Here is a 23,747-nt window from a genome sequence, read left to right as displayed (position 1 = left end):
GTGGGGGGTATTGCGAACAATCCAATTGAGATCAAGCATGGGCCTGGCTCCGGTGGTGGTTGATGGCCGGCTCCAGAGACGGAAAGTCCACCAGTCCAAGAACCCGTTGGCTGCTGTCCGTTGCCACAGCCTGGCCTACCGGAGAAAGCAATGCGGAGTCGAGGGCACACCGCATGACATCGCCGCCAAGAACGAACGTCCGCCGGCATGGTACGAGTTCGTCGCCGGCCACGGCTCCGGGCCGCAACCAGCCGAGCGCTCTTTCCTCCGCATCGACCAGGAGCCGCCACTGATCGAGTCCGCTGAACGAATCAGACTCATGCACCACTCGGTCCGCTCGTGGTTCGATGCCGGACGTGCCCATCAGGGAGAGCCACTTGATCCCGCTGTCGCCGGTGAAGTCCCGCACAAACGCGTTGACGGGTTCTGTCAGCAGTTTCTCGGGGGTGTCCGTTTGGGCAATGGTCCCGCCTCGCTGGAACACGACGATTCGATCGGCCAGACGGACGGCCTCGTCCATGTCATGGGTGACGAAGACGATGGTTTTTCCGATATCACGCTGTAGGCGAAGCAGTTCGTTCTGAAGGTCCAGTCGTACCACTGGATCCACGGCAGAGAACGGTTCGTCCATGAGCAGGACAGGAGGATCGGCGGCGAGGGCGCGGGCAACACCCACGCGTTGCTGCTGGCCTCCGGAGAGCTGGTAGGGGTACTTCCGCCCGAGGGCAGGGTCCAGGCCCACCCTCTCCATGAGTTCGATGGCCAGGACGCGGGCGGCCCGCCGCTTGGCGCCCAGCAAAACCGGCACGGTGGCGATGTTGTCCGCGATCGTCCTGTGGGGGAAGAGACCCGCATTCTGGATCACGTAGCCGATGCCCCGGCGGAGTGCGCCTTCATCGAGATCCGCGGCATCCCGCCGTCCGATCAGGATGCGGCCGCTGGTGGGGCTGATCATCCGGTTGATCATGCGCAGGGAAGTTGTCTTGCCGCAGCCGGATGGACCCACAAAGACGGTGATCTTGCCCGCTTCGCATTCAAGATCGATGCTGTCCACCCCGAGTGTGCCGTCGGGGTAGCGCTTACTGACGGACTCGAAGACAACGCTTGCCGGGCCGTCCCCCGTGAGTTGGCGTGATTCTGATGCCATCGGAACTCCTCGTCGAATCGAACAGCCGCCGACGGTTTGCGAGTTACCTCACCGAGCCCCGTCGCCCGCTGTGATGAAAGTCATGCTGAGAATCACTATGACCGTTATGTGGTTATTAAGCAACCACTATCCGGTCATTCAGTTTTGGGACTATGCTCGGGACAGTCCAAAATGACCTTGTACAGGAGGGAGGCCCTATGACGCTCGACAGTGAAGCGTTGCTGTCGAACCCATTGCTGCCTGGCACTGGGCGCAATGAATCGCTCCGCCGGGCATTTGATGTCCTGGAGCTCCTGGCCAGGCACCCGAATGGGGCGTCGGTGGCCGAACTATGCCAGGACTCAGACCTGCCGCGTTCCACGGTGTCGCGGCTGCTGGCCTCCCTTTTCGACGCTGGTGCCGTCTCGCGACCCGGGCAGGACCGGAAATGGGTCCTCGGACCGACCATCATGCGGCTGACCAACGCCGTCGCCCCACTCTCAGGTCTTCAGGAGCGCAGTGGCGTGATTCTGGAGAGGATCACCTCGGAAACGGGTGAAACGTCCATGCTTGCCGTCCCAACGGGGCCGGCGACTGCACGCGTCATTGAGGAAGTCAGGGGGCCCAAACTCGTTGGTGTACTGGCCCCTTGGGCGGGTGAAACCATAAGTTCGGCAGCTTCAGGATTCGTCCGGCTCCTTTTGGCGGAACTGCCCACCTCGGAATCAGACCGACTCATCGGCAGGATGGAACTCACGGCCCACACGCCCAAGACCATTGCGGATCGCGGCCAATTGGCGGCGGTCATCGATGACGTCCGCAAAAGCCGGCATTCGGTGGTGGTTGATGAACTGGAAGAAGGTCTCGCGGGGATCGGTGTGCCGGCCTACAAGGACGGACAGCTGATGGCGATGCTGGCCGTCTACCTCCCGACGCACCGCTTCACACCGCAGCTTCAGGCGCAGGCCCTTGAGTCACTTCAGCGCGGTGCAGCCGGCCTGTTCTAGTTTCCGGGCGCCCAGCCGTCCCGGCCCTACCCAAACAACAAATGCGCCACCGTGAAGATCGCCAGTCCGGCCAGCGCACCCACCACGGTGCCGTTGATGCGGATGTACTGCAGGTCCTTGCCCACCTGGAGCTCGATCTTCTGCGATGTTTCCTCGGCGTCCCAGCGGGCAACGGTGTCCGAAATGACGCCCGCAATGTCCGAGCGGTAGGTGTTCACCAGATAACCGGCGGCGTCTCCAATCCAGGTGTTGACCTTGCCGGCCAGTTCATCGTCGTTGACCAGCCGCGAACCGAAGTCGCGGACCGCGCTCTTGAAGCGCTGGCTGAGTTCGCTCTCGGGATCGTCGACGGCGTTGAGCAGCGCGTTCTTGACCGTTCCCCACGTTCGGGACGCCAGTTCACGGACTTCGGGGTCGCCAAGGATCTGGGACTTGATGGCTTCGGCGCGCTCGATCATGGCGGGATCGTGCTGGAGGTCCTGCGCCAGGTCAGTGAGGTAGGCGTCGATCGACTGGCGCACCTGGTGGTTCTGGTCGTGCTGCACGGCCCGCACGAACTTGGAAAGCTCAACGTAAACGCGGTCACCCACCAGTCCGTCCACGAACGTGGGCACCCACAGTGGCGAACGGTCCGAAACAAGCCGGTTCACGGTGGCATGGTTGGCGTCCACCCAGTCGGCCGCGCGGTCAACCAGGAGGTCCACGAGTTTGTGGTGGTGCCCGTCGGCGAAGATCCGTTCGGCCATCCGGCCCACAGGCGGTCCCCATGGCGGGGTGAGCAGATGCTTGCGGACCAAGCCCTCGATGACAGCCTGGACGTCGTCATCGTTCAAGACAGTGAACGCGCCACGAATCACGGCGCCGCCTTCCTTGGCCACGCGCTCGGCGCCGCCCGGACCAGACAACCAGCGGCCGGCCTTCCGGGCGATATCTATGCTGGCCAGTTTCTCCTGCACAACCTCCTGGGACAGGAAGTTGCTCTCAACGAACTCGCTGAGGGATTCGCCGATCTGGTCCTTGCGGCGCGGAATGATCGCGGTGTGCGGAATTTTCAGGCCCATGGGGTACTTGAACAGTGCGGTCACGGCGAACCAGTCCGCCAGCGCACCCACCATGCCGCCTTCCGCCGCTGCCCGGACATACTCGAGCCACGGGTACTGCTTTTGGAAGGCGAACGCGAGCGTGAAGACCACTGCCATGCCGATCAGCAGGGCCAGCGCCAGCCGTTTCATGCGGCGCAGCGCTGCCGCTTTTTCCAGGTCTCCCGCGGAAGGGCCGACGACGGCGGAACCGCCGCGTGCGGGCGCGGCGCCTTGCGGGGTGGGCAATGGACCTGCCTCGGTGGGGTTGGTGACGTCTTCGGCCGGGATTCGTTCAGAGTTCACCTGCATTAGCCCAGCGTAGCCCCGCGCGTGCAGCCCGGTGGGCTACCGTGTCTGCATGACTAGCGACGACTTCGCCCCTGGCCGGCCCCAGGTCTACGCCCACCGCGGTGCCAGTGCCGCCTTCGCCGAGCACACAAGGGCCGCCTACCTCAAGGCGATCGCGGACGGTGCGGACGGCGTCGAATGCGATGTCCACCTGACCCGGGACCAGCATGTTGTCTTGCTCCACGACGCCAACCTTGACCGGACATCCACCGGCACCGGTCCTGTGGCCGAGAAGACGCTGGAGGAGCTCCGAGCCCTGGATTACTCGTCGTGGAAGGGCGTCCGAATCCCGGATGCCTACGGGGGAGTGGCCGACCAGTTCCTCACATTGCCTGAGCTGCTGGACATCCTTCGGGACGCAGGGCGTGACATTGGACTGGCTATTGAACTCAAGCACCCCAGCCCCTACGGCCTCAAACTTGAGGAACGCGTGTTGGCCCTGCTGGAAGTGGAGGGCTGGCAGCCGGAAGAATCCCGGCTGGAGAATATTCAGGTCTCCTTCATGAGTTTTGATTCCGACTCTGTTCAACGCCTGCTGGAGAGTGTCCCGGGGAAGCACATCTGCCAGTTGGTGGACGACCTCACAGTTCAGGAAATCCGGCAGGAACTTGGCCTTGGGTTTATCACGGGCGGGGCGGTAGCCAATGTCATGCGGGCAACCCAACTGGACGCGGAGCGTGTGCTGGATGAGGGCCAGGTGGATATTGCCGGCCCGGGAATCGATTACGTGCGCGAGCACGCCCTCAACGTTCAGCGGTGGCTCGAAGCCGGCCGGATCTTCCGTGTCTGGACTGTTGACTCCGAGAAGGACGTGGCGTTGTGCCAAGGCCTCGGTATCCACCAGATCACCACCAACAAACCGGCGCAGGTACTCGCCCAGCTCATGGTGTCCAACTAGCGACCATCGCGGGGCCCCGGACTTTGGGGGTCACCGCGCTTGTGATTGAGTGGTCACATGTCTTTTCGCTGGTCAGCCCAAGCAACCCGAACCGTTTCTACCGTCGGATTGAGCGCACTCCTCCTGGCCAGTGCCATGAAGCACTTCCGCACACCCAAGTTCTACTACCCGGTGGTGCCCGACTACCTCTGCCGCAGGGATGAGCCGGGAAACCGTCCGAACGGTTCTCTGGCTGTTATGTCCCGTGAGGAATGGGTTGCGGCTTCGGGGCTGATCGAGGCGACTGCCGCCGTCGGACTTTTGATCCCCGCCACGCGTAAGGCCACCGCAGAGGGCGTCACCGCGATGTTTGCTGTATTCCTGGCCGGGCATATAGACGCCCTTCGCCGTGCCTATGGACCGAACGGCACAACAACCGAAAAGCGGGTTCACACAGTCCGCCTGCCGTTGCAGATTCCGCTGATCCTGTGGTCGTGGAGCCTGCGGAAATGAACCAGGGCTCCGCGCCGCTGAAGCTCAGGGACTCGCCGGCGTTCAAGATCGCCCTTTCCTTGAGCATCGCCACCGGGCTCTACGGTGTCTCCTTCGGCGCACTCTCCGTTGCTTCCGGATTCGACTTTTGGCAAACCATGGTCTTGAGCCTGCTGCTGTTCAGCGGAGGATCACAGTTCGCTTTTATCGGTGTGGTGGCCGGTGGCGGCTCCGGTGTCGCGGCGATGACTGCCAGCGCCTTGCTGGGGCTGCGCAACGGAATCTACGGGATGCAGATCAACGCGATGCTGCGTCCTGGTGGCTGGAAACGCTACGTTTCGGCCCACATCACCATTGACGAATCCACCGCGACGGCGTCTGGCCAGACTGACCGCGACGAGCAGCGTAGAGGCTTCTGGACCGCCGGAATCGGAATATTCATTCTCTGGAATATCTTCACGGCCATTGGAGCGCTGGCCGGCGATGCCATGGGCGACCCCAAGCAGTGGGGCCTCGACGGCGCTGCCGTGGCCGCCTTCCTGGCCCTCCTCTGGCCGCGCCTGAAGGGCCGCGAACCGTGGGCTATCGCTGCGGCGTGTGCCTTGGCGACGGTCCTCGCCGTGCCGTTCGTGCCCTCGGGAGTACCTATTCTGGTGGCAGCCTTGGTTGCCGGCGTGATCGGCTGGTTCAGCCACGCACGCATGGATGAGGGCCTGGAACCGGATGTGGACCCCTACAAGGGCAGGGCGAGCGACTCCAAGGGCAGGGGCACGGAATGAATCTCTGGATCTGGATCCTCATCGCCTGCGCTTTGGCCTACCTGACAAAGCTTGTGGGCTACTTCGTCCCCGCCAAGCTGCTGCAGAACCCCCGGATCATGCACGTTGCCGGCACCATGACCATTGGCCTGCTGGCATCCCTGACTATCGTGAATGCCGTCGCCTCGGGCCAGGGTCTGGTACTCGACGCACGGATTGGAGCCTTGGTGGCGGCCGCCGTCGCGTTGTGGATGCGCGCACCGTTCCTGGTGGTGGTTATCTCCGGTGCGGCAGCCGCGGCCCTGTTGAGGCTGGTGGGCTGGGGCTAAGAGCTAAGCAGCTCCGGTAAACGTCACTCCCGGGATACCGGACTGTTCCGGCAGCGGCCGAGTAGGGCGTTCGGTCCGGATGGCGTCTTCGATCAGTGCCACCGGACGCTTCCACGCTTCTGAACCCGGCTCCATGGTGTCCACGGAGCCGATGAGCATGGCCACCAGCCGGACCATGTCCTCGATGGTGATGTCGCGGCGCAACGAGCCCTGGCCCTGGCCGCGCTCGAGCAGTGTGGCCATGGAGTCGATGAGGCCGCCGGTGATGCCCATGAGGAGTCCGCGCCGGCCCGCGACGGCGTCAAGGAGGTTCGCGTCTTCGCTCGCCACCTGCATGACGGCGTCGATGACATGGATCAAGCCTTCGGCGGCGTCCATGCCGTCGAGGGCTGCTGCGGCTACCGGATCTACGTGCTGGCGAAGCTGGCGGGACAAGGCCGCCAATACCAGTTGCTCTTTGTCCGAGAAGTTGCGGAACAGCGTGGCGGGGCCAACTCCAGCGGTGGCCGCAATGGTCTGCAGCGGAACTTCGGGTCCGTGTTCCCGGAAACACTGCCGGGCAGCGGTGATGATCTTGTCCACATTGCGTGCGGCATCTGCCCTGAGGGGCTTGCGTTCGGAGGGCTGTTCCATGCATGCCAGAGTAGCAACGGAGCGGTGCTGGCCTGTTGTTACGCGGGAGTAGGGCGTTATATGACAAACCGGCACGTGAAACACTGGATTTATGTTGCTTGCATTCTCAGTCGCCCCTTCGGGCCAGCCCGCATCCGCTGCCAACGGCGGACCCGCCCCTGATGCCTCGGTGCACGATGCCGTGGCCGCCGCAGTCAAGATTGTCCGTGAATCCGGACTGCCCAACCAGACGGACTCGATGTTCACCACCATCGAGGGCGAATGGGACGAGGTCTTCGACGTCGTCAAGCGCGCCACCGAGGCAGTGGGCCGCTACGGCAGCCGGGTTTCCCTCGTGATCAAGGCCGACATCCGCCCCGGATACAGCGGCGAGCTGACCGGCAAGGTGGAGCGCCTGGAAGAGGCCATTTCCACTACCGAATAGGTCCTGACGTGCTTGGCGACCAGGATTGAGAGGCGCAGATCACGATCCCATGATGGGGAGCTATTAATTCGAAATTGACGTCATCGTCGAACCGAATGAGATCGGCTGATTGGGCTGGTCCTCGACGACACCGACCCGCGGCCCACCGATCATGAATGGTGCACCAACTGCGTTCTTTCGGCTACACTGGAACCAATCGACCCCCTCCCAAGCCTCTCTGCGATGCTCAAATGGGAGGGGCCTCTTTTATTTCTGGAGGAGTCCATGAAACCAAGCCTGACCAGGGATGAGCAGGCGGCGCTCCTCGTCCAGCGCGGGCTCTCCGTCGATGACCAGAACGCGTGCACGACTTTCCTTGCTGCGAATAACTATTATCGGTTCTCCGGGTATGCGCGGTACTTCCAGCAGGCACCTCACCTCGGCGACGACTCGTTTGCGCTCGGCACTGACTTCGACCAGATCCGCATGATCTACGAGGCGGACGAAGCGCTACGCGTCGCGCTCGTTCAGCCACTAGCGCGAGTTGAGCTCCTGCTGCGCGCCCATACCGCATATGTTGTCGCCGATGTCCACGGGCCGCGTGGGAGGTATCTCGAGGAGGACTTCTACACCGACGTCGGCAATGGCGAGCGGACTGTCGAGTCATGCCTGCGCGATATCGAGCGAAGTAAGGAGCGTCATATCCTGCGCTTCAAAACCACGAACGGCGGTTCACCGGACTTCAGCGGCCTGCCCATCTGGTCGGCGGTCGAGGCGTGGTCCTTCGGGACGCTGTCGAAGTGCATCGAGCGCGGCGCGCAGGGCACGCTTGATGATGCCGTCGCAGCAAGTCTCGGGGTCGCCAAGGCCGGCTTCGCCTACCGCGTGAGGTCGCTGGTCTACCTGCGTAACCGATGCGCTCACCACAGTCGACTGTGGCACCACTCTGTCATCGACGCAGGGCCTACGCCGAACAACGTGCGTGCCAAGGCCAAGAAGTTGGCAGGACAATTCGAGCCGCGCTCGGTGTTGGATGTCATCGCCTCGCTCGACGACATGCTGGTTCGTAGCGGGACGGCTGATCCGATCCTCCCGAAGCTCGTGGAGCAGCACCCCCGTGATTCTGCGTTCTGGGAGGGGCTGGTGCGACCGCAGAGCCCACGAGATCATCAGGTGTGAAAACAAAAATTGGCAACTCTCCTCCGAGACCAGGTGGGTTCGGTACGCCCGTGCCCACTTGTCTGGCATGTTTCCCGGGATTCCGCTCCAGTCCGGTTACAGCAAACGCCTTCGGGCCCGCCTGAACATTGATCTCCGCGACAATTACGGCCCTGGTCAAGGACACCCGTCCTGGCACGAGGTGCTCCGGCTGGTCGATTCAACCCCGGTCCCGTGCGGGATGTCACGGGAACCATCAGCCGCAGCGATCTGGCCGAGCATGCCGGCTACGGTTCATGCGATTCCCATTCCGCTACTTTTGGGGTTTCTGGCTGTATCTGATCAGCACCCTCGACGTCAGGCCTCTCATTTGGGGTCTTGCGAATCCATAAATCGGGAGCGTGAAGCCATCAGGGCCCTCCTTGAACACGAGCACCACCTCATCCGGGAAGGACAGGCCATCCTTGGTGACAAGGGCTTCGCCGGGCAGGAATTCGAAACCTTCATCACCGAGGATTTGGGTGCGACGCTGACCGCCCGGACCCCAAGGAAGAGCAGCCCCGCTACGGCAGGCTCGGCCGAATCCGGCAACCAACAGGACCTCATGGTCTGGTGGTGACAATTTAGAGCTGGCTTCTCATTCTTGGCAGGATCTGGCTCAACGGCGATATCAGCTACATCGTTGTCTAACCATGCTGCCTGATAGTCGTTGGCTAGCGGCGATAGTGGTTGCCTGCGGCTTGAGACCCGTCTGAGGCCGGTCGATTGCTTGACCTTCGACTCATGAACGGCATCGATTTGTTTTCGTTGCTTCCTCTCTGCGGTGGCGTTCTACGCTAAAGATAGCGCTCATAAGGCAAAGCTCACCGCACAATTGGGATCGGTCACTTGTCGGTGTTGCACAGGCAGAATCCTCAGGAAGCATGCGATGCTCATGGCAATGGAAACTGCGTCTCTGCCTTGGTGGCTCATGATCTTAGTCGCTGTCATTCCGACAACAATCGCACTAGTTGGAACGATACTCGCTACCCGATCGCAGCGTCGCAGCAGTAGGGAGGCGAACCAGATCGGTGAACGAAACGCAGCTGCCGCGCAAAAATCGTCGATCGCGGCCACAGAATCGGTAAGGGTCGCTGAACACGCCGCCAAACAAGCCGCAGAGGCGGCCGCCCAGCTCAACTCATTCCGTCTTCATGACGACACGATAAAGACGCTCTACTGGGCTGCGGACCACGCGATCCTTCCGGACAGTGCGCACGCGCTGCTCGGCCTCGAAGTCCTTGGTGCGCTGATGGTGCAGGTCGAAGACGACTCCGACTATCGCGGCGGTCGCTTGGTCAAGGCAACCAGGGAGGCTGTGACGGTGGTCGCCATGCCGACATTTATCTCTGTTCTCACGAATGCCGCTCGAGACGATGATAGCGGTGGAGGGACGATGAGAGTGGCTGCTGTCGAGCTCAATGCCGCCAAGCTCCTTCTTGCACATTACGTGAACCTCGAGCCCGAATTGCGTGAGGAGCTTGAGATGATTGCGAGCGCAAGCCTGGGTTCAATGGTGAATGTAAAGGTGTTGCATGCCGCTCGTCATTTGGATCAGCAGATTGAACGTGTACGTGCACAGGAGATGAGCCGCAGGATGGGTCACGATCATGGACTTGGAATCTCACTATGAGCAGCTAGCACGCTGCCGCCGGGGGAGACGATCGTGACGGGCTCATGAGTGAACCCCAGCAGGTGCCCTTCGGCGACACCATCCGCGAAGCCCGAAAGCAGCACGGCGGGTCGCCGGCCCAAACTTGGCGGTCCTCACGTAGCGGGACGTCGGATCCGCGTAAAGTTTTCTCTGTTGGGAATTCACGGGCCCAAAGCGTCCTTCCGACGGTGGTTCCGTCACTGTTACCGAGTGCGTTGGACATCGATATCTCGATGTTGCTATGCCAAAGACTGAGCCGCAAGCGGCCTTCAATGGTCGTCGTCTGGCTACTTCGGGCTCAGGCGGCAATAAGCATTGCTGCTTGCTGACGCCGTGGTCCGTTCCGGGACATTCGTGGCATCGGTCGAACCTGCGCAATTTTCACCCATGTCCTGGATCAGCGATGTTCACCACCATCGAGGGCGAATGGGACGAGGTCTTCGACGTCGTCAAGCGCGCCACCGAGGCAGTGGGCCGCTACGGCAGCCGGGTTTCCCTCGTGATCAAGGCCGACATCCGCCCCGGATACAGCGGCGAGCTGACCGGCAAGGTGGAGCGCCTGGAAGAGGCCATTTCCACTACCACCTAGCCCTTTCCCGGCGACACCCCGGGTGCCAGACTGGGGGCCATGATTGAACACGTGACCGAGCCCGGGTGGGTTGACGTCGAGCATTACCTGACTGACGTCGTCGTGCGTCCTGACCCTGCCCACAAGCGCGCCCTGACATCCGCCGTGGAGGCGGGCATGCCGCCTATCGAAGTGGCGCCCAACGCGGGCAAGCTGCTGCGCATGCTTGTGCAGCTGTCGGGCGCCCGGCGGGTCTTGGAGATCGGTACGCTGGCCGGGTTCAGCAGCATCTGGATGGCCCAGGGACTTCCCGACGACGGCAAGCTGGTCACGTGTGAATACCTCCAGAAACATGCGGACGTGGCCCGGGCCAACGTGGACGCTGCCGGTGTGGGACACAAAGTGGACATCCGGGTAGGTCCTGCCTTGGACACGCTTCCCACGCTGGCGGGCCAGGAATCCTTCGACTTCGTTTTCATCGACGCGGACAAGGAAAACGATTCCAACTACCTCGACTGGGCCATCAGGCTCGGCCACCCCGGCACGGTGATTGTGGTGGACAACGTCATTTGGGACGGTGCCATCCTGGAGCCCGAGCGGGATGAGGTCAACGCGCCGGGCATCGTGCAGGTGCTGGAGATGATGGGACAGGACCCGCGCCTGGATTCCACTGCCATCCAAACGGTTGGCAGCAAGGGCTGGGACGGCTTCGCCATGGCACGGGTGCGGTAGCGGATGGACTTCACGCTGCGCCCGGCAACGGTGGACGACGCCGAGGCCATGGCCATCATGCACGTCCAGTCGTGGCGGGAAAGCTATGGGCGGCTCCTGCCCCCGGAGTTCTTCGCCGATCAGGAATCCGCCTTGCCCGACCGGATCGAGCGCTACCGGGCATCCATCGCAGCCGGCCATTCCCGGATGCTCGCACACGACCCCGACGGCGAACTGGTGGGCATCGCCGCGGCAGGCCCCGGCAAGGACGAGGACGGCCCCTGCGAACTGGAGCTGTTCATGCTCTACACCCTGGAACGAATCCATGGACGTGGCGTCGGCCAGGCCTTGGTGGACGCACTGATCGGCGACTCGCCGGCGTACTTGTGGGTACTGGACGACAATCCCCGCGCCCAGGCCTTCTACCGGCGCAACGGCTTTGTCCCTGATGGCAAGCGGCAGCTCTGCGACCCCTCGTGGTACTTGCTGCCGGAGCATCGGATGGTGCGTCCCGGAGTGCGCGAAAGCTGTTCCCACAGCTGACTCATGTGGATATGGTGATCACGGGCGGTGCCAATGGAGATCGCCCGGTTTGGAATCAGGAGCCGATCATCGGAGCCTGAGTACGCCATTCGATTCTCGGGAGGAAGCATGACTATTCCAGAGCAGGATCCAGCCCAGGAGGAAGGTCCCGCGGACGGCGGCGCGGCCGGCACCCCAGGCGTCCACGACGGCGGTGCTGACGGTGGCGCCGATGGTGGCGCGGACGGTGGTGCTGAAGGCCCGGCAGACGGCGGCGCGGCCGGCGTCCCCGGCACCCACGACGGCGGCGCTGACGGTGGTGCGGATGGCGGCGCTGACGGTGGTGCGGATGGCGGCGCTGACGGTGGTGCGGATGGCGGCGCTGACGGTGGTGCGGACGGCGGCGCCGCGGGCCAAGGCAGCTAAGTTTGAGCTCTACCAGCACTGACTTCCAGGACCCCGGCGCGGTGAAGGACGCCGGGGTTTTGGAAACACGCCTGGTTGACATCGGCTATGAGAGATTCGCCAGCGAGGTCTGGGGACGGACCGCGCTGCTCACGCGTGGCATCAGCGACTTTTCCGATGTGTTCTCAGCCAACGCCGTTGACGAACTGATCTCGCGCCGCGGACTGAGGACACCTTTCCTGCGCGTCGCCAAGGGCGGCTCCACCCTCCCTGAGTCCTCGTTCACCTCCCCGGCAGGCGTTGGCGCCACCATCCCTGACCAGCTGGACGACACCCAGCTTTGGCGCAAATTCGCCGACGGAGCCACCCTGGTCCTGCAGGCGCTGCATCGCACCTGGGAGCCCGTGTCCAGCCTCAGCACTCAACTGAGCACCGAACTCGGACATCCTGTGCAGGCCAACGCCTACATCACGCCGCCCCAGAACCGTGGTTTCGACGATCACTACGACGTCCACGATGTCTTCGTCCTGCAGATCGAGGGCACGAAGCGCTGGATCATCCATGAGCCGGTCCACGTGGACCCGCTGCGTAGCCAGCCGTGGACCGATCGCCGCTCCGCCGTCGCAGAGGCCGCCCACGGCACGGCTTACATCGACACGGTGCTCGAGCCCGGCGATGTCCTCTACCTGCCCCGTGGTTGGCTGCATGCTGCCCAGGCACAGGGCGAAGTTTCAATCCATCTCACGTTGGGAGTCCACAGCTGGACCCGCCATGCCCTGGCCGAGCACCTCGCGCAGGCCGCGCTTGCGGCGTTATGCGACGATCCCGAGATGCGCCGTTCCCTGCCATTGGGCGTGGATGGACCCGATGGGGAGATCGCCGCCATCCGTGAACGTCTGGCCGCCGCCGTGTTGGAGGCTGATACCACGTCGCTTTTCCACCGCACCCGGAGGGGACAGGGACGCCCGGCCCCGCTTGGTCCCGTGGCCCAGCTCGCGGCGATCCAAGGCCTCGGCCCCGGCTCGCTGGTGCGGCTTCGTGATGCGCTGGAAGCGCGGCTCGAGGGCTCACGCTTGACTACCCGCGTGGGCTGGCTCGACTTCCCCGAGGCAGATCTGCCGTCCGTTCGGCTCCTGCTGGACGGCGAGGATCACCCCGCAGCTGAGCTTGGCGTTGAACTCGTTGAAAGGCTGTTGCGCGCAGGAGTCCTCGTCCCCGTTGAAGAGTGACGACTTGAACAGTGACGACTTGAACCATGACGACTTGTTGAACCATGACGACTTGGCCAGTGACATCCCAGCTGCCGCAACAGGGCGTTTCTTCTGCGCTGAGAGTGCTCGGCTGCGCGGCGACCCGATGGCAGGCACGGCGTCACCCGGCACGGTTTGGGTCCTCATAGAGTACCGGGGCGGGTGGCCGCCCAACGGCTTCGATGGCCTTGACCTGGAAGCCGGTACCAAAGCCCTCGTATCCTCCGCGGCGCGGGCGGCGCGGGCACGGGTTCTCTTGGTGCGGCGGCCCGGCCCCCGCCGACGCCACGGTCCCAGCCAGTGGGCCGTTCTGCGCCGTCAAAGCTCAGGGGCCCAGGAGCAGCTATGGGGAACGTGGGACCGGGATGAGGACCTTGCGGAAATAGTCCCAGCCCTGTCGTCTTCTGGAAAGCCCGGTTTTCCTCCGGTCATCCTGATCTGCGCCCATGGTCAGCACGACACCTGCTGCGCAGTGCGGGGCCGGCCCGTGGGACATGCACTCAGCGGGCGCTGGCCGGAGCTGGTGTGGGAATGCTCCCACGTTGGTGGTGACAGGTTCGCAGCCACTGCGGTGATAGCTCCCGACGGCGTGTACTACGGCGGACTCGATGCCGAGTCCGCCGTCGCCACGATTGAGGATCATCTCGCCGACCGCATCCGCGCGGAGTACCTCCGCGGATATACGGATCTCCTCCCACCACAACAAGCCGCCGTCGTGGCCGTGCTGGGACATTTCGGCCCTGCTGGCCGCAACGACTATCTGGTCACCGAGACCTTGAACGAAGGCGACCACTGGCGAATCCACATCACCGGCCGCCCGCCCCAACCGGAGCACATCGAGGTGGAACTGCAGTCCCGCCGCTCACCTCCGTGCCAACTGACCTGCCGGGGACCGACGATGGGCTCGGTTGTTGTCTACGAACCCACGTCCATCCGGAGAGCCTGAGAGCTCCACTAGGCTGGTTGCATGACTCAGGCAGGGCGGAAGTAGTGGCGAAACGCGGCAAGTTAAGCAAGTCCCAGCGGTCGACGGCGGGAGTCGTCGATGTTCCGGCCGGCACCCGTCCTGACGGTCCGGTTGCCGGCGTCTACTACATCGATACCGGCGACTGCGAGCTGGTTCCGGATCCCGATAGCTCCAATGGCTGGTTGCTGAAGATCAACGGCGTGATGAGTTCGCACATCGACATCGCCGATCCGCTGTTCCTGGATTTCGAGTACATGCGTTGGATCGCTGCCTTGGTGGAATCGCGGTGGCCCCGGGAGGCCAAACCCAAGCTGCGCGCACTGCACCTTGGCGGGGGAGCGTGCTCCATGGCGCGGTACTTCCACGCGGCCTACCCCGAGGCGCGGCAGGTAGTGGTGGAGCTGGACGGCAAGCTCGCCGACTACGTCCGCGGCTGGTTCGAGCTACCCAAAGCACCCCTCCTGCGGATCCGGGTGGGAGAAGCCCGCCAGGTCACAGAGTCCCTCACCCCTGACACCCGCGACCTCATCATCCGCGATGTCTTCGCCGGAGCTTTCACGCCGCGGGCCCTGACCACCCGGGAATTCACCGCGCATGCAGACGCCGTGCTGGCACCGGACGGCCTGTACGTGGTCAACTCCGGCGACGCTCCGGACCTGAAGAACGCCCGGGCCGACGCCGCCACCATCGCGGACACGTTCCAGCACACCATGATCATCGCCGATCCCGCCATGCTCAAGGGCCGCCGCTACGGCAACATGATCATGGCCGGCAGCCATGCTCCGTTCGGTGACGATCCCGGCCTGGCCCGCAAGCTCCTGGGCGGCGGCGTCCCCGCGCACATCTGGGACGACGCGCAGGTGCGGGCCTTCGCCGCCGGAACTCCGGTGCGTCATGACCCTGTGGCGGAGCCGCTAGCTGCGGCTGAGTGAACTGTTCCACGCCTCCCATAACGTGGCGTAGCGGCCTTCGCCGGCCAGGAGTTCCTGGTGTGAACCCGATTCAACAATCCGGCCTTGCTCCATCACCACCACGGTGTCCGCCGAAGCAGCTTGCGACAAGCGGTGCGCGATCACCAGCGAGGTCCTGCCTGCGAGGGCGGCCTCGGCAGCCTGGTCCAGCATGGTGGCCGAACCCGTGCCGGCCTCGGCCGTGGCTTCGTCGAGGACCGCGATGGGCGGGTCCTTGAGCATCAGGCGTGCCAGGGCAAGCTGCTGCGCCTGTTCCGGCGTGAGCTGGTGGCCACCGGCCCCCACGGAAGTCTCCAGTCCGGCGTCGAGCGTTCCAACCCAGGTAGCTCCAACAGCCTGAAGGACACGCGAGATTTCCTCGGGGGTAGCGTCCGGCCTGGCGAGCCGGAGGTCTTCCGCGAGCGTGCCGGAGAAGACATGTACCTCCTGGCTGACCATGGCGATCCGCCCGTGAAGTTCGGCCGGGGCGGCAGCGGCCGAGTCCAGCCCACCCACCCAGGCGGTCCCGCCATGCGGATGCTCCAGGCCCATGATGACCTTGGCCAGAGTGGTCTTGCCTGCGCCGGAGGTACCGACGATCGCCACGCGCTCGCCGGGCTTCACCCTGAGGGAGACGCCGCGGAGGGCGGGGCGTTGGCCGGGGTAGGCGAACGAGACGTCGTCCAGGACGATGCCCGCATCGCTTGCCGGCGAAACAGGCGAAACAGGGGAAGCGGCAGGGGTTGCAGCCGGGGAAACGGACTGTGTCAGCCCGAACATGCGGCCCAATCCGGCGGCGGCCTTTTGGAGTTCGTCGAACTGTCCCAGCACCAGGCCGATGGGGTCGAAGAGCCGGTAGAAGTAGAGCGCCGCGGCCGTGGCTGCGCCGATGGTCACGGCACCCTCGGCGTGGAGCCAGAACCCCACCACCAGCACCGCGGAAAGGCCGATGAGTTCTGCCAGGTTGAGGCGGTTGTAGAAGCGCGTCAGGTAGCCGACGCCGCGGAGTGAATGGCCGATTGTCTCGTTCGAGGCTGCTGCCACCAGGTCGGCGTGCCGGTTGCCGAGCCCCAGGGCCAGGACCGATGGAGAGCCGTGGACCGTCTCGATGATCTGCTCGGTACGGTTGGCTTCGGTGATCCGCACGGTCCGGTAGATGGGGGCGGTCCGCCGCAGGAACCAGCGCAGCGTGAAGACCTGCAGAGGTGCGGCGATCAGCACGGCCACGGCGAAGCGCCAGTCGATCACACCCAGGGCCAGCAGGGTCACCCCAATGGTGAAGGCGGCGCTGGTAAAGGCCGGCAATACCCCGGAGATCGCCTCGCTGACAGCCTCCACGTCTCCGGATACGCGGGCCACGACATCGCCGATGCCCGCCTTCTCCAGTTGGGCCAGCGGTTTCCTGACGGCGGCGGCGAACACTTCCTCGCGCAGCCCGGCAAGGGCCTCCTCGCAGATCCGTGCCAGCAGGTTCTGGCCCAGGATGCCGAGCAAGGCCCCCAGGCCGCCTGCTACCAACAGCCCGATCGCCAGCCAGAGCAAGGACATGACGTCTCCGCCGGTGGCTGCGATGTTCACCATCATGCCCAGGATGGCCGGTGCCGCCAGTCCGCAGCACGACGCCCCGAGCAGTACCAGCACCGTCAGCGTGAGCCGGCCCGGCCGTTGCGCCAGCAACCGCCACATGGCCTTCCGGGTCTCACGGGGCGTGGCAATCGGAAGGATTTCGGTGCTCATGAGCCCACCACCTCGCGGTAGCCGGCCGAGGCAGCGAGCAGTTCGCGGTGCGTGCCGGTTTCGGGCACTTCTCCGTCTCCGCCCATCACCACACGATGGCAAGCGGCCAGCAGGGTGGGACTTGTGGTGACCAATACCAATGCCTTGTCCGGGAAGTTGCGCAGTCCGTCCGCGATCACGGCTTCCGTGGCGGTATCGACGGCGGTGGTGGGGTCATGCAGGACCAGCACCGGCTGTTGCTGGTGCAGCGAGCGGCCAAGCACCAACCGCTGGCGCTGACCACCGGAGAGGCTCTGGCCGTGGCCGGTAAGTACCGTTTCGGCGCCTTCGGGCAGTTGCGAGACAAAATCCCCGACGGCGGCAGCGGCCATGGCGCGTTCCTCCAGTTGGGCATTGGCTACGGAGACGTTCTCACGGACGCTGCCGCGGAACAGGACGCCGTCGTGGCTGTCTGCGAAGACCCTGGCACGGACATGGACCGGGTCCAGGTCGGCAGCGTCAAAGCCGTCGATGGCCACGAGTCCGCGGGGTGCTGGAGTGCGGAAGCCCAGGGTGTCTACAAGCAGCCTCGCCTGCGTACCGTTCGGAAGCACGACGCCCACGATTTCTCCGGCCGAGGCAGTGAAGGGCGGGAACGTGGTATTTCCAGGGCCGGCGCGGAGTTCGAGCAGCGGGGCGCCGTTTGCCGCTGAGCCGGGTGCCGGCGTCGTGCGTTCTACGGGCCCGGGCCGGACGTCCACTGCAGGCACGGCGTCCGGTTCCGCGAGGAGGGTTGCGATGCGAACCGCGGAGGCGCGTTTGCGCGCGATTTCCACGCTGAGGTAGCCGAGGGCGGCCATGGGGCCCTGGACGAACTGCGCCACACCCACAACTGTCACCAATTGGCCCACGGAGATGCTGCCTTGGACAGCGAACCACGCGGCGAAGAAAGCGATGCCGGCCAGGAAGGCGGCGGACAGTGCGGTGCTGGCACCGTTGTAAGCCGATCTGGAACGGACTGCCCGCAACCCTGCCAGCAGGGATGCCCGGCTCGCAGTCCGGTAGCGGGTCACGGCTGCATCCTCGGCACCCAGGCCTTTGAGGGGGCGGGATCCGGTGATGAAGTCCGTTGCCAGGGCGCCGGCGCGGGCTGCTGTTGACTGCTCCACGTCGCTTCGGTCCTCCAGCGGTTTGGTGAGCCGGCGCATGGTCAACAGCATCACGGGGGTTGCCACGAGCACTGCGAGTCCCAACGGAACCGAAATCAGCAGCAGGGTCACAGCCGAGGTCACCACGCCCGCGGTCGCAGCCAGGCCGCCGGCAATGAGCCAGGACAGGCCGGCAACCCTGTCCGCGTCGGAGGAAGCGATGGCAACGATCTCTCCAGGGGCGCGGCGGGCTGCCATGCCGCGGGGGTGCAGGGTCCGCTGGACCACCAACTGCCGGAGGTCGTGCGAGCCGTAGTTGAAGGATCGCTCGGTGGCGAGGGTGCCAAACCGCCACGACAATGCCAGCACGATGAAGACGGCGGCGAGTGCGGCGAGCCACCAGAGGAGGGCGCCGGCGTCGTGCGGGGAAATCGCGTTGTCCACGGCGGCGCCGATGGTTACGGGCACCAGGGCTTCGCTGATCTGGTGCACTGTGAGTCCGGCGCAGCCCACCACCAGCAGCTTCCAGCGGCCGTTGCCAAAGAGTGAGTATTTGAAGAGCCGGGAGGCCGTCCAAGGTGCTGGCTTGTTACGCCCGGGTGGGCAGGACGGAATGGCAGTACGGGAGGGCATGCTTACCATGGTAAGGCTGACCTAACTTCGAGAAGGCCCAATGACCCGCCAAGCTATATCGCATTCCGGACAGCCGCTGGTGCGCGGCGTCTACACGGCATACTTCGACTGCGCCACCCCGGCAACGTGGACTGAACACGTCCACGATACCCATGAGCTGCTCTGGGGTGCCCGCGGCGTCCTCACCGTAGAAGCCGACGGAGGCTTCTTTGCCGTGCCGGCCACACTGGGGCTCTGGATTCCGGCGGGCGTGGTTCATGCAGTGAAGTCCACGGAGGGAACCGGCTTCTGTTGCTCGCACATCGACGCCGATGTGCCTCCTCCACTTGGTGACCGCACTGTTGCGGTCACCGTGCCGGCCGCGGTCCAGGAGCTGCTGCGGCACATGAGCAACTTCGACATGGAACCGGTGATGCGCGAGCGTTCGGAACAGTTGGTGGTGGGACTGCTCGACGTTGTTGACGCGCGGCCCATGTTGTTGCCGATGCCCTCGGATCCCCGCTTGGAACGCATTGCCCGCGAATTGTTGGACAACCCGGCACTGGATCGATCGCTGGAAGAGTGGAGCGTGGAAGTTGCCATCAGTGTCCGCAACCTTTCCCGCCTGTTCCACAAGGAAACCGGCATGACGTTCGCTCAGTGGCGCATCCATGCCCGCGTCCGGGTGGCCTTGGGTTTGCTGGCGGCCGGTTATCCGGTTTCGTCGGTCAGCAGGAGGGTGGGTTACAACAACCCGAGCGCCTTCGTCCAGGTGTTCCGCAAGGTGATGGGCCACACGCCCGGGTGGTACGTGTCCTCGCTTAAGGCCGGAAACCACCACTCTTTGGCCGGTTCCGAATAGAATCCGCCGATTTTCGGCCCTCTTCGTTGTTAGGGTAGGTATACCTAACTTCGGTAGCCGCCATGAGCCCCTCAACGGGTCGCGGCGCCAACGGGAGCTTCCCCAACTCCCCTGAGAATCAAGAGGACCGCAGTGATTTCACGCACTAAAACCATGTCCGCCGCCGTCGCGGCCCTGGCATCCGCAGCTCTCCTTCTGAGCGGCTGCGCCACCACCGATGCCAGCGCCACCGCCAAATCGGAGACCCGCACCGTCACCAGCGAGGTCAAAGAGCTGAGCATCCCCGCGGAGCCCAAGAAGGCCCTTGGCATGTACACCACGGACCTGGACATGCTCATCACCCTTGGCATTCCGCTGGCAAGCCAGCAACCCATCCGTGACAGCGGCTACTCGGGCTTCCCGTACTTCTTCGACCAGAAGGCGCTGGAAGGAATCACGCCGTTCACCAACTATCCGGAGTTCAACTTCGAGGCCATCCTCAAAGCGCAGCCGGACGTCATCCTGAACGGCCTGGGTTACGAAAAGGAGCTTGACGGCAAGCTCTCCGACATCGCTCCGACCTACACCTTCAACGGATTCGACGGCAGCGATTGGCGCACCAAGTTCAAGACCGTGGCCGAGGCCTTCGGCAAGACCGAGCAGTACCAGGCCTGGATGGACAAGTACCAGGCCAAGGTTGAAGACGTGAAGAAGCGCCTGGCCGAGGCCGGCAAGAGCAACATGGTGATTGGCCCCGTGGACTACTACGAGGACCAGGTAACTGTCAGCTGCTACGGGACGCCGTGCCTGGTCATCAAGGACCTGGGCCTGAAGGTTTCCCCGCTTGCCGACGGTGAAGGCGCCAAGCTCAGCGCCGAGCAGCTCGAGCAGCTCAGCGGAATCGACGCCATCATCACCACCGAGGTCCCCGAGAAGGACGGCGCCAACCCCGATGCCTTCGCTCCGCTGGCCAACAACAAGCTGTGGACCTCGCTGCCCTTCGTGGCCAACAAGCAGATCCACACCTACGACCTCGAAATGATCTACGGTTCGCCGAGCGGCCAGTACGCCCTGCTGGAGAAGTTCGAAAAGGCGCTCCTGTCATGATGAGCATCTACCGCGCCGAGGTTATTTCCACGCGCCTGCTGACTCCCGGAATGATCCGGATCACCTTCGGCGGTCCCGGGCTTGCAGGCTTTGAAACCACGGGTGTCGGCGACGAATACCTTCGCGTGTTCCTGCCGGACCCGGGCCAGCATGAAGCACGGCTGCCCATTTCCACGGGAGACTCCTGGGACTGGGTGGAGGGCGTCGAGCCGTCCGCCATGCGGACCTACACTGTTCGCTCTGTGGATCCCGTTGCCGGCACGGTAGACATCGACTTCGTCGTTCACGACGGCGGACTGGCAGCTTCCTGGGCGCAACGCGCCCAGGCGGGTGACGTCGTCGGGCTTAACTCGCCCACCGGACTGTACGAACCGCCGGCCGAACTGCAGTGGCAGATCCTGCTGGCCGACGCCACCGGCCTTCCCGCCGTTGCGCGACTCGTGGAGCAGACGCCGCCGGGTGTCCGTACCCGGGTCCTGATCGAAGTCGAGGATCCCTCGCACCAGCAGGAGCTGAACCTCGGCGCCGGAACCGAAGTGGCCTGGATCTACGGCGGGAACGGCCACAGCCAGTCCCGCTTGGACGAGGTCTTGCGGTCAATGGAGTTCCCTGGCGGCACCGGCTACATCTGGGTGGCCGGCGAGACCAAGGTACTGCGCGGTATCCGCAAATACCTGCGCCACGACAAGAAGCTCAGCCTTGGCTCGTACAAACTCATCGGCTACTGGACGGACAAGAGCGAAGCCTGGGAAGAGCGTTGGGAAAACCTCGACGCCGAAACCCGCCTGTGGTTCGACGAACTGTGGTCCGACGAAAAGCGGGATCGCGAGGAGATCGTGGACCTGCAGGACGCCAAGTTCGAATTGCTGGGCCTCTAAATGGCATCCGAAACCATGGCGCCGCGTTCTGCTGCACCTCAAGTGCAGGACGCGGCGCCGGTTTCTGCCACGGACGCACGCCCGGCAGGCCTGGTGGCAGTGAACCGCTACCGGCTGCTGGGACTGCTCTCAGCGGTAGCGGTCCTGGTCCTGGTCTTGTGGCTGAGCCTCGTTGTCGGATCCAAAGACGTTGCCCTGGGCAGCCTTTGGCCCGCCATCACTGCCTACGACGGTTCGCCTGAGCACGTGATCATCCACGATCTCCGCCTGCCCCGAACGGTAACGGGCTTGGTTGTGGGCATCGCGCTGGGCCTGTCCGGGGCCCTCATCCAGGCCCTGACACGCAACCCGTTGGCGGACCCCGGCATCCTGGGCGTCAACGCGGGCGCAGGCTTCTTCGTAGTCCTGGGCGTGGCACTGTTCGGAGTCACCAGGATCCAGGAGTACATCTGGTTCTCATTTGCCGGTGCCGTGGTGGCAACCGTGGCCGTGTACTTCATCGGATCACGGGGGAGGGGCGGAGCAACTCCGCTCCGGCTTACCTTGGCCGGCGTTGCCCTCGGGGCAGTCCTGGGCGGCATTTCGTCCGGCATCACGCTCCTTCGTCCTTCCGTCTTCGACAGCATGCGCAGCTGGAGCGCCGGCACCCTGAGCAACCGGACTTGGGAGATCTTCTCCACCGTGGCTCCGTTCATCGTCGTTGGAACGGTCATCGCCCTCTGCCTGGCCCGGCCACTCAATGCCGTTGCCATGGGCGATGACACAGCCCGCTCGCTGGGCGCCAACATTGGCCGGACCCGCACCTGGACCATCATCGCCGTGACACTCCTCTGCGGAGCCGCAACAGCGGCAGCCGGCCCCATTGGTTTCGTGGGACTCATGATTCCGCACGTCGCCCGCTGGATCGTGGGGCCGGACCAACGCTGGATCCTGGCCTACACCCTGGTGCTCTCGCCCGTGCTCCTCCTTGTGTCCGACATCGTGGGGCGCATCGTTCTCCGCCCCGGCGAAATGCAGGTAGGAATCATCACCGCATTCGTTGGCGCACCCGTCCTCATCTGGCTCATTCGACGCCGGAAAGTGAGCACCCTGTGACTTCTGTTGACCAGGCGCCATCCATCGACTTCGGCCGGCGGACCCTCGCCGTCCGTCGGTTCGGCGGGCGAATCTCACTTCGCATCGACGTCCGCACCCTGGTTGTCACCGCCGTCCTCGTAGCCGCCGCCCTGGCGCTCGCCGTCGTCGCCCTTGGCCTTGGCGAGTTCAGCATCGCGGTACCGGACGTTGTTTCGGCGCTGCTGGGCCAGTCCAGCGGTGCCGTGCACATGGTGGTGGTGGAGTGGAGGTTGCCCCGCGTCCTCCTGGCCCTGTTATTGGGGGCGGCCATGGGGGTCAGCGGGGCAATCTTCCAATCATTGACCCGCAATGCCTTGGGCAGCCCGGACGTGATCGGCTTCAACACGGGCGCCTACACTGGCGCACTGGTGGTCATCCTCCTGATGGGCGGCGGCTACTACGCGGTCTCCGCAGGTGCGCTGGTGGGCGGCTTGGCCACCGCCGCGCTGGTCTACCTGTTCGCCTACAAGAAGGGCATCCAAGGGTTCCGGCTCATTATTGCCGGCATCGCCGTGAGTGCCATGCTCGCGTCGGTGAACACCTTCATGATCCTCAAGGCGTCCTTGGAACAGGCCATGTCCGCAGCCGTGTGGGGTGCGGGGTCCCTGAACAAGGTTTCGTGGGAACAGATACCGCCCGTTGTGGCGATCTTTGCCGTGTTGCTGGCTGTGCTCTCCTTGTACGGCAGGCGGCTGGGACTGCTCGAAATGGGCGACGACGCCGCCCGCGCCTTGGGCGTTCGGCTGGAAGGTTCGCGGCTGGTCCTCGCGGTTGTGGGGGTGGCTTTGACGGCCATGGTCACCGCCGCGGCGGGGCCGATCGCGTTTGTTTCCTTGGCTGCGCCGCAACTGGCACGCCGTCTGACCCGGTCCGCTTCCGTGGGAATGGTTCCGTCGGCCGCCATGGGGGCTTTCCTTTTGGTGGCCAGCGACATCGTGGCGCAGAACCTTTTCGCGCCCATCCAACTGCCCGTGGGAGTGGTGACCGTCAGCATCGGCGGCTGCTACCTCGTGTGGCTCCTTGCCCGTGAGGTGAAGCGGCAATGAGTGA

At 64.3% G+C, this 23,747-nt stretch carries 24 protein-coding genes and 2 pseudogenes; 20 read left to right on the top strand and 6 right to left on the bottom strand.

Annotated elements, in window-relative coordinates; genetic code table 11:
- Positions 1 to 31: 31 nt before the first annotated feature.
- Positions 32 to 1,147 (bottom strand): ABC transporter ATP-binding protein, encoded by a 1,116-nt coding sequence (locus tag ACFRJ9_RS13705; protein ID WP_377668772.1) that lies wholly within the window; start codon positions 1,145 to 1,147, stop codon positions 32 to 34.
- 197 nt (positions 1,148 to 1,344) lie between these two features.
- On the opposite strand from ACFRJ9_RS13705, the gene ACFRJ9_RS13700 reads away from it, so the two are divergent.
- The gene (locus ACFRJ9_RS13700) at positions 1,345 to 2,133 is read left to right on the top strand and encodes an IclR family transcriptional regulator (RefSeq protein ID WP_377668769.1); all 789 of its coding nucleotides are present in this window, start codon (positions 1,345 to 1,347) and stop codon (positions 2,131 to 2,133) included.
- 26 nt (positions 2,134 to 2,159) lie between these two features.
- Here ACFRJ9_RS13700 and ACFRJ9_RS13695 read toward each other — a convergent pair whose 3' ends face one another.
- Positions 2,160 to 3,524, bottom strand: a complete 1,365-nt coding sequence (locus tag ACFRJ9_RS13695; RefSeq protein WP_377668767.1) for a DUF445 domain-containing protein — start codon at positions 3,522 to 3,524, stop codon at positions 2,160 to 2,162.
- Between the two features lie 49 nt (positions 3,525 to 3,573).
- Between ACFRJ9_RS13695 and ACFRJ9_RS13690 the strand changes: the two genes are divergently transcribed.
- The 4 genes from ACFRJ9_RS13690 to ACFRJ9_RS13675 are packed head-to-tail and all read left to right on the top strand — an operon-like array spanning position 3,574 to position 6,019.
- Positions 3,574 to 4,461 (top strand): glycerophosphodiester phosphodiesterase, encoded by an 888-nt coding sequence (locus ACFRJ9_RS13690; protein WP_377668765.1) that lies wholly within the window; start codon positions 3,574 to 3,576, stop codon positions 4,459 to 4,461.
- Between the two features lie 57 nt (positions 4,462 to 4,518).
- Positions 4,519 to 4,953, top strand: a complete 435-nt coding sequence (locus tag ACFRJ9_RS13685) for a hypothetical protein (RefSeq protein WP_377668763.1) — start codon at positions 4,519 to 4,521, stop codon at positions 4,951 to 4,953.
- Entirely contained in the window at positions 4,950 to 5,711 is a 762-nt protein-coding gene (locus ACFRJ9_RS13680; protein WP_377668761.1) for an AzlC family ABC transporter permease, read from the top strand. Before ACFRJ9_RS13685 ends, ACFRJ9_RS13680 begins: the two co-directional genes overlap by 4 nt.
- Positions 5,708 to 6,019: an AzlD domain-containing protein gene (locus ACFRJ9_RS13675; RefSeq protein WP_377668758.1), complete on the top strand. Its 312-nt coding sequence runs from the start codon at positions 5,708 to 5,710 to the stop codon at positions 6,017 to 6,019. The genes ACFRJ9_RS13680 and ACFRJ9_RS13675 overlap by 4 nt, the downstream gene beginning before the upstream one ends.
- A gap of 3 nt (positions 6,020 to 6,022) precedes the next feature.
- Here the strand turns inward: ACFRJ9_RS13675 and ACFRJ9_RS13670 are convergent, their stop codons facing one another.
- Positions 6,023 to 6,652 carry a TetR/AcrR family transcriptional regulator gene (locus ACFRJ9_RS13670; RefSeq protein ID WP_377668755.1) on the bottom strand — a complete coding sequence of 210 codons (630 nt, stop codon included), beginning with the start codon at positions 6,650 to 6,652 and terminating at the stop codon, positions 6,023 to 6,025.
- Positions 6,653 to 6,743: 91 nt separating this feature from the next.
- Here ACFRJ9_RS13670 and ACFRJ9_RS13665 point away from each other — a divergent pair, with 91 nt between their 5' ends.
- From ACFRJ9_RS13665 to ACFRJ9_RS13635, 7 genes and pseudogenes are all read left to right on the top strand, one after another.
- Positions 6,744 to 7,076 (top strand): MTH1187 family thiamine-binding protein, encoded by a 333-nt coding sequence (locus ACFRJ9_RS13665; protein ID WP_377668753.1) that lies wholly within the window; start codon positions 6,744 to 6,746, stop codon positions 7,074 to 7,076.
- Between the two features lie 222 nt (positions 7,077 to 7,298).
- Positions 7,299 to 8,234 (top strand): Abi family protein, encoded by a 936-nt coding sequence (locus ACFRJ9_RS13660; RefSeq protein WP_377668750.1) that lies wholly within the window; start codon positions 7,299 to 7,301, stop codon positions 8,232 to 8,234.
- A gap of 19 nt (positions 8,235 to 8,253) precedes the next feature.
- Positions 8,254 to 8,804: pseudogene (locus ACFRJ9_RS13655) on the top strand (IS982 family transposase); the annotation flags it as partial.
- Positions 8,805 to 9,141: 337 nt separating this feature from the next.
- Entirely contained in the window at positions 9,142 to 9,885 is a 744-nt protein-coding gene (locus tag ACFRJ9_RS13650) for a hypothetical protein (RefSeq protein ID WP_377668747.1), read from the top strand.
- A 421-nt stretch (positions 9,886 to 10,306) separates the two neighbouring features.
- Positions 10,307 to 10,495, top strand: a pseudogene (locus tag ACFRJ9_RS13645) (MTH1187 family thiamine-binding protein); the annotation flags it as partial.
- 39 nt (positions 10,496 to 10,534) lie between these two features.
- Positions 10,535 to 11,206: an O-methyltransferase gene (locus ACFRJ9_RS13640; RefSeq protein WP_377668744.1), complete on the top strand. Its 672-nt coding sequence runs from the start codon at positions 10,535 to 10,537 to the stop codon at positions 11,204 to 11,206.
- 3 nt (positions 11,207 to 11,209) lie between these two features.
- The gene (locus ACFRJ9_RS13635) at positions 11,210 to 11,728 is read left to right on the top strand and encodes a GNAT family N-acetyltransferase (protein WP_377668742.1); all 519 of its coding nucleotides are present in this window, start codon (positions 11,210 to 11,212) and stop codon (positions 11,726 to 11,728) included.
- Between the two features lie 66 nt (positions 11,729 to 11,794).
- On the opposite strand, the gene ACFRJ9_RS13630 is transcribed toward ACFRJ9_RS13635, so the two are convergent.
- Positions 11,795 to 12,124, bottom strand: a complete 330-nt coding sequence (locus ACFRJ9_RS13630; RefSeq protein WP_377668739.1) for a hypothetical protein — start codon at positions 12,122 to 12,124, stop codon at positions 11,795 to 11,797.
- Between the two features lie 11 nt (positions 12,125 to 12,135).
- Between ACFRJ9_RS13630 and ACFRJ9_RS13625 the strand changes: the two genes are divergently transcribed.
- From ACFRJ9_RS13625 to ACFRJ9_RS13615, 3 genes are read left to right on the top strand one after another with little or no spacing between them, the layout of a single operon-like run.
- Positions 12,136 to 13,341: a cupin domain-containing protein gene (locus ACFRJ9_RS13625; RefSeq protein WP_377668736.1), complete on the top strand. Its 1,206-nt coding sequence runs from the start codon at positions 12,136 to 12,138 to the stop codon at positions 13,339 to 13,341.
- Between the two features lie 4 nt (positions 13,342 to 13,345).
- The gene (locus tag ACFRJ9_RS13620; protein ID WP_377668733.1) at positions 13,346 to 14,308 is read left to right on the top strand and encodes a sucrase ferredoxin; all 963 of its coding nucleotides are present in this window, start codon (positions 13,346 to 13,348) and stop codon (positions 14,306 to 14,308) included.
- 44 nt (positions 14,309 to 14,352) lie between these two features.
- Positions 14,353 to 15,261: a spermidine synthase gene (locus ACFRJ9_RS13615; RefSeq protein ID WP_377668891.1), complete on the top strand. Its 909-nt coding sequence runs from the start codon at positions 14,353 to 14,355 to the stop codon at positions 15,259 to 15,261.
- Here the strand turns inward: ACFRJ9_RS13615 and ACFRJ9_RS13610 are convergent.
- Both ACFRJ9_RS13610 and ACFRJ9_RS13605 read right to left on the bottom strand, forming a co-directional pair.
- Positions 15,244 to 17,016: an ABC transporter ATP-binding protein gene (locus ACFRJ9_RS13610; RefSeq protein ID WP_377668731.1), complete on the bottom strand. Its 1,773-nt coding sequence runs from the start codon at positions 17,014 to 17,016 to the stop codon at positions 15,244 to 15,246. The genes ACFRJ9_RS13615 and ACFRJ9_RS13610 overlap by 18 nt on opposite strands.
- On the bottom strand, positions 17,013 to 18,776 hold the full coding sequence (locus tag ACFRJ9_RS13605) for an ABC transporter ATP-binding protein (RefSeq protein ID WP_377668728.1): 1,764 nt from the start codon (positions 18,774 to 18,776) through the stop codon (positions 17,013 to 17,015). Before ACFRJ9_RS13605 ends, ACFRJ9_RS13610 begins: the two co-directional genes overlap by 4 nt.
- 40 nt (positions 18,777 to 18,816) lie before the next feature.
- Here ACFRJ9_RS13605 and ACFRJ9_RS13600 point away from each other — a divergent pair, with 40 nt between their 5' ends.
- The 5 genes from ACFRJ9_RS13600 (at position 18,817) to ACFRJ9_RS13580 (ending at position 23,743) form a co-directional block, all read left to right on the top strand.
- Positions 18,817 to 19,617: a helix-turn-helix domain-containing protein gene (locus tag ACFRJ9_RS13600; protein ID WP_377668725.1), complete on the top strand. Its 801-nt coding sequence runs from the start codon at positions 18,817 to 18,819 to the stop codon at positions 19,615 to 19,617.
- A gap of 132 nt (positions 19,618 to 19,749) precedes the next feature.
- On the top strand, positions 19,750 to 20,703 hold the full coding sequence (locus tag ACFRJ9_RS13595) for an ABC transporter substrate-binding protein (protein WP_377668723.1): 954 nt from the start codon (positions 19,750 to 19,752) through the stop codon (positions 20,701 to 20,703).
- Positions 20,700 to 21,581, top strand: a complete 882-nt coding sequence (locus tag ACFRJ9_RS13590; RefSeq protein ID WP_377668720.1) for a siderophore-interacting protein — start codon at positions 20,700 to 20,702, stop codon at positions 21,579 to 21,581. Before ACFRJ9_RS13595 ends, ACFRJ9_RS13590 begins: the two co-directional genes overlap by 4 nt.
- Positions 21,582 to 22,676, top strand: coding sequence for a Fe(3+)-siderophore ABC transporter permease (locus ACFRJ9_RS13585; protein WP_377668718.1), 1,095 nt, complete (start codon positions 21,582 to 21,584; stop codon positions 22,674 to 22,676).
- Positions 22,673 to 23,743, top strand: a complete 1,071-nt coding sequence (locus ACFRJ9_RS13580) for a FecCD family ABC transporter permease (RefSeq protein WP_377668715.1) — start codon at positions 22,673 to 22,675, stop codon at positions 23,741 to 23,743. Before ACFRJ9_RS13585 ends, ACFRJ9_RS13580 begins: the two co-directional genes overlap by 4 nt.
- The last annotated feature ends 4 nt before the right edge of the window (positions 23,744 to 23,747 follow it).

The sequence above is a fragment of the Paenarthrobacter sp. NPDC056912 genome (assembly GCF_042786555.1).
Taxonomy (GTDB): Bacteria; Actinomycetota; Actinomycetes; order Actinomycetales; family Micrococcaceae; genus Arthrobacter.
Note: the sequence above shows the minus strand (reverse complement) of the source record. Positions and strands in the feature narration are given on the sequence as shown.

What these genes read in the sequence shown, in the direction of transcription:
- ACFRJ9_RS13705 (WP_377668772.1), bottom strand. Translation starts at nt 1,147, where the DNA reads ATGGCATCAGAATCACGCCAACTCACGGGGGACGGCCCGGCAAGCGTT.
- ACFRJ9_RS13700 (WP_377668769.1), top strand. Translation starts at nt 1,345, where the DNA reads ATGACGCTCGACAGTGAAGCGTTGCTGTCGAACCCATTGCTGCCTGGC.
- ACFRJ9_RS13695 (WP_377668767.1), bottom strand. Translation starts at nt 3,524, where the DNA reads ATGCAGGTGAACTCTGAACGAATCCCGGCCGAAGACGTCACCAACCCC.
- ACFRJ9_RS13690 (WP_377668765.1), top strand. Translation starts at nt 3,574, where the DNA reads ATGACTAGCGACGACTTCGCCCCTGGCCGGCCCCAGGTCTACGCCCAC.
- ACFRJ9_RS13685 (WP_377668763.1), top strand. Translation starts at nt 4,519, where the DNA reads ATGTCTTTTCGCTGGTCAGCCCAAGCAACCCGAACCGTTTCTACCGTC.
- ACFRJ9_RS13680 (WP_377668761.1), top strand. Translation starts at nt 4,950, where the DNA reads ATGAACCAGGGCTCCGCGCCGCTGAAGCTCAGGGACTCGCCGGCGTTC.
- ACFRJ9_RS13675 (WP_377668758.1), top strand. Translation starts at nt 5,708, where the DNA reads ATGAATCTCTGGATCTGGATCCTCATCGCCTGCGCTTTGGCCTACCTG.
- ACFRJ9_RS13670 (WP_377668755.1), bottom strand. Translation starts at nt 6,652, where the DNA reads ATGGAACAGCCCTCCGAACGCAAGCCCCTCAGGGCAGATGCCGCACGC.
- ACFRJ9_RS13665 (WP_377668753.1), top strand. Translation starts at nt 6,744, where the DNA reads ATGTTGCTTGCATTCTCAGTCGCCCCTTCGGGCCAGCCCGCATCCGCT.
- ACFRJ9_RS13660 (WP_377668750.1), top strand. Translation starts at nt 7,299, where the DNA reads ATGCTCAAATGGGAGGGGCCTCTTTTATTTCTGGAGGAGTCCATGAAA.
- ACFRJ9_RS13650 (WP_377668747.1), top strand. Translation starts at nt 9,142, where the DNA reads ATGCTCATGGCAATGGAAACTGCGTCTCTGCCTTGGTGGCTCATGATC.
- ACFRJ9_RS13640 (WP_377668744.1), top strand. Translation starts at nt 10,535, where the DNA reads ATGATTGAACACGTGACCGAGCCCGGGTGGGTTGACGTCGAGCATTAC.
- ACFRJ9_RS13635 (WP_377668742.1), top strand. Translation starts at nt 11,210, where the DNA reads ATGGACTTCACGCTGCGCCCGGCAACGGTGGACGACGCCGAGGCCATG.
- ACFRJ9_RS13610 (WP_377668731.1), bottom strand. Translation starts at nt 17,016, where the DNA reads ATGAGCACCGAAATCCTTCCGATTGCCACGCCCCGTGAGACCCGGAAG.
- ACFRJ9_RS13605 (WP_377668728.1), bottom strand. Translation starts at nt 18,776, where the DNA reads ATGCCCTCCCGTACTGCCATTCCGTCCTGCCCACCCGGGCGTAACAAG.
- ACFRJ9_RS13600 (WP_377668725.1), top strand. Translation starts at nt 18,817, where the DNA reads ATGACCCGCCAAGCTATATCGCATTCCGGACAGCCGCTGGTGCGCGGC.
- ACFRJ9_RS13590 (WP_377668720.1), top strand. Translation starts at nt 20,700, where the DNA reads ATGATGAGCATCTACCGCGCCGAGGTTATTTCCACGCGCCTGCTGACT.
- ACFRJ9_RS13585 (WP_377668718.1), top strand. Translation starts at nt 21,582, where the DNA reads ATGGCATCCGAAACCATGGCGCCGCGTTCTGCTGCACCTCAAGTGCAG.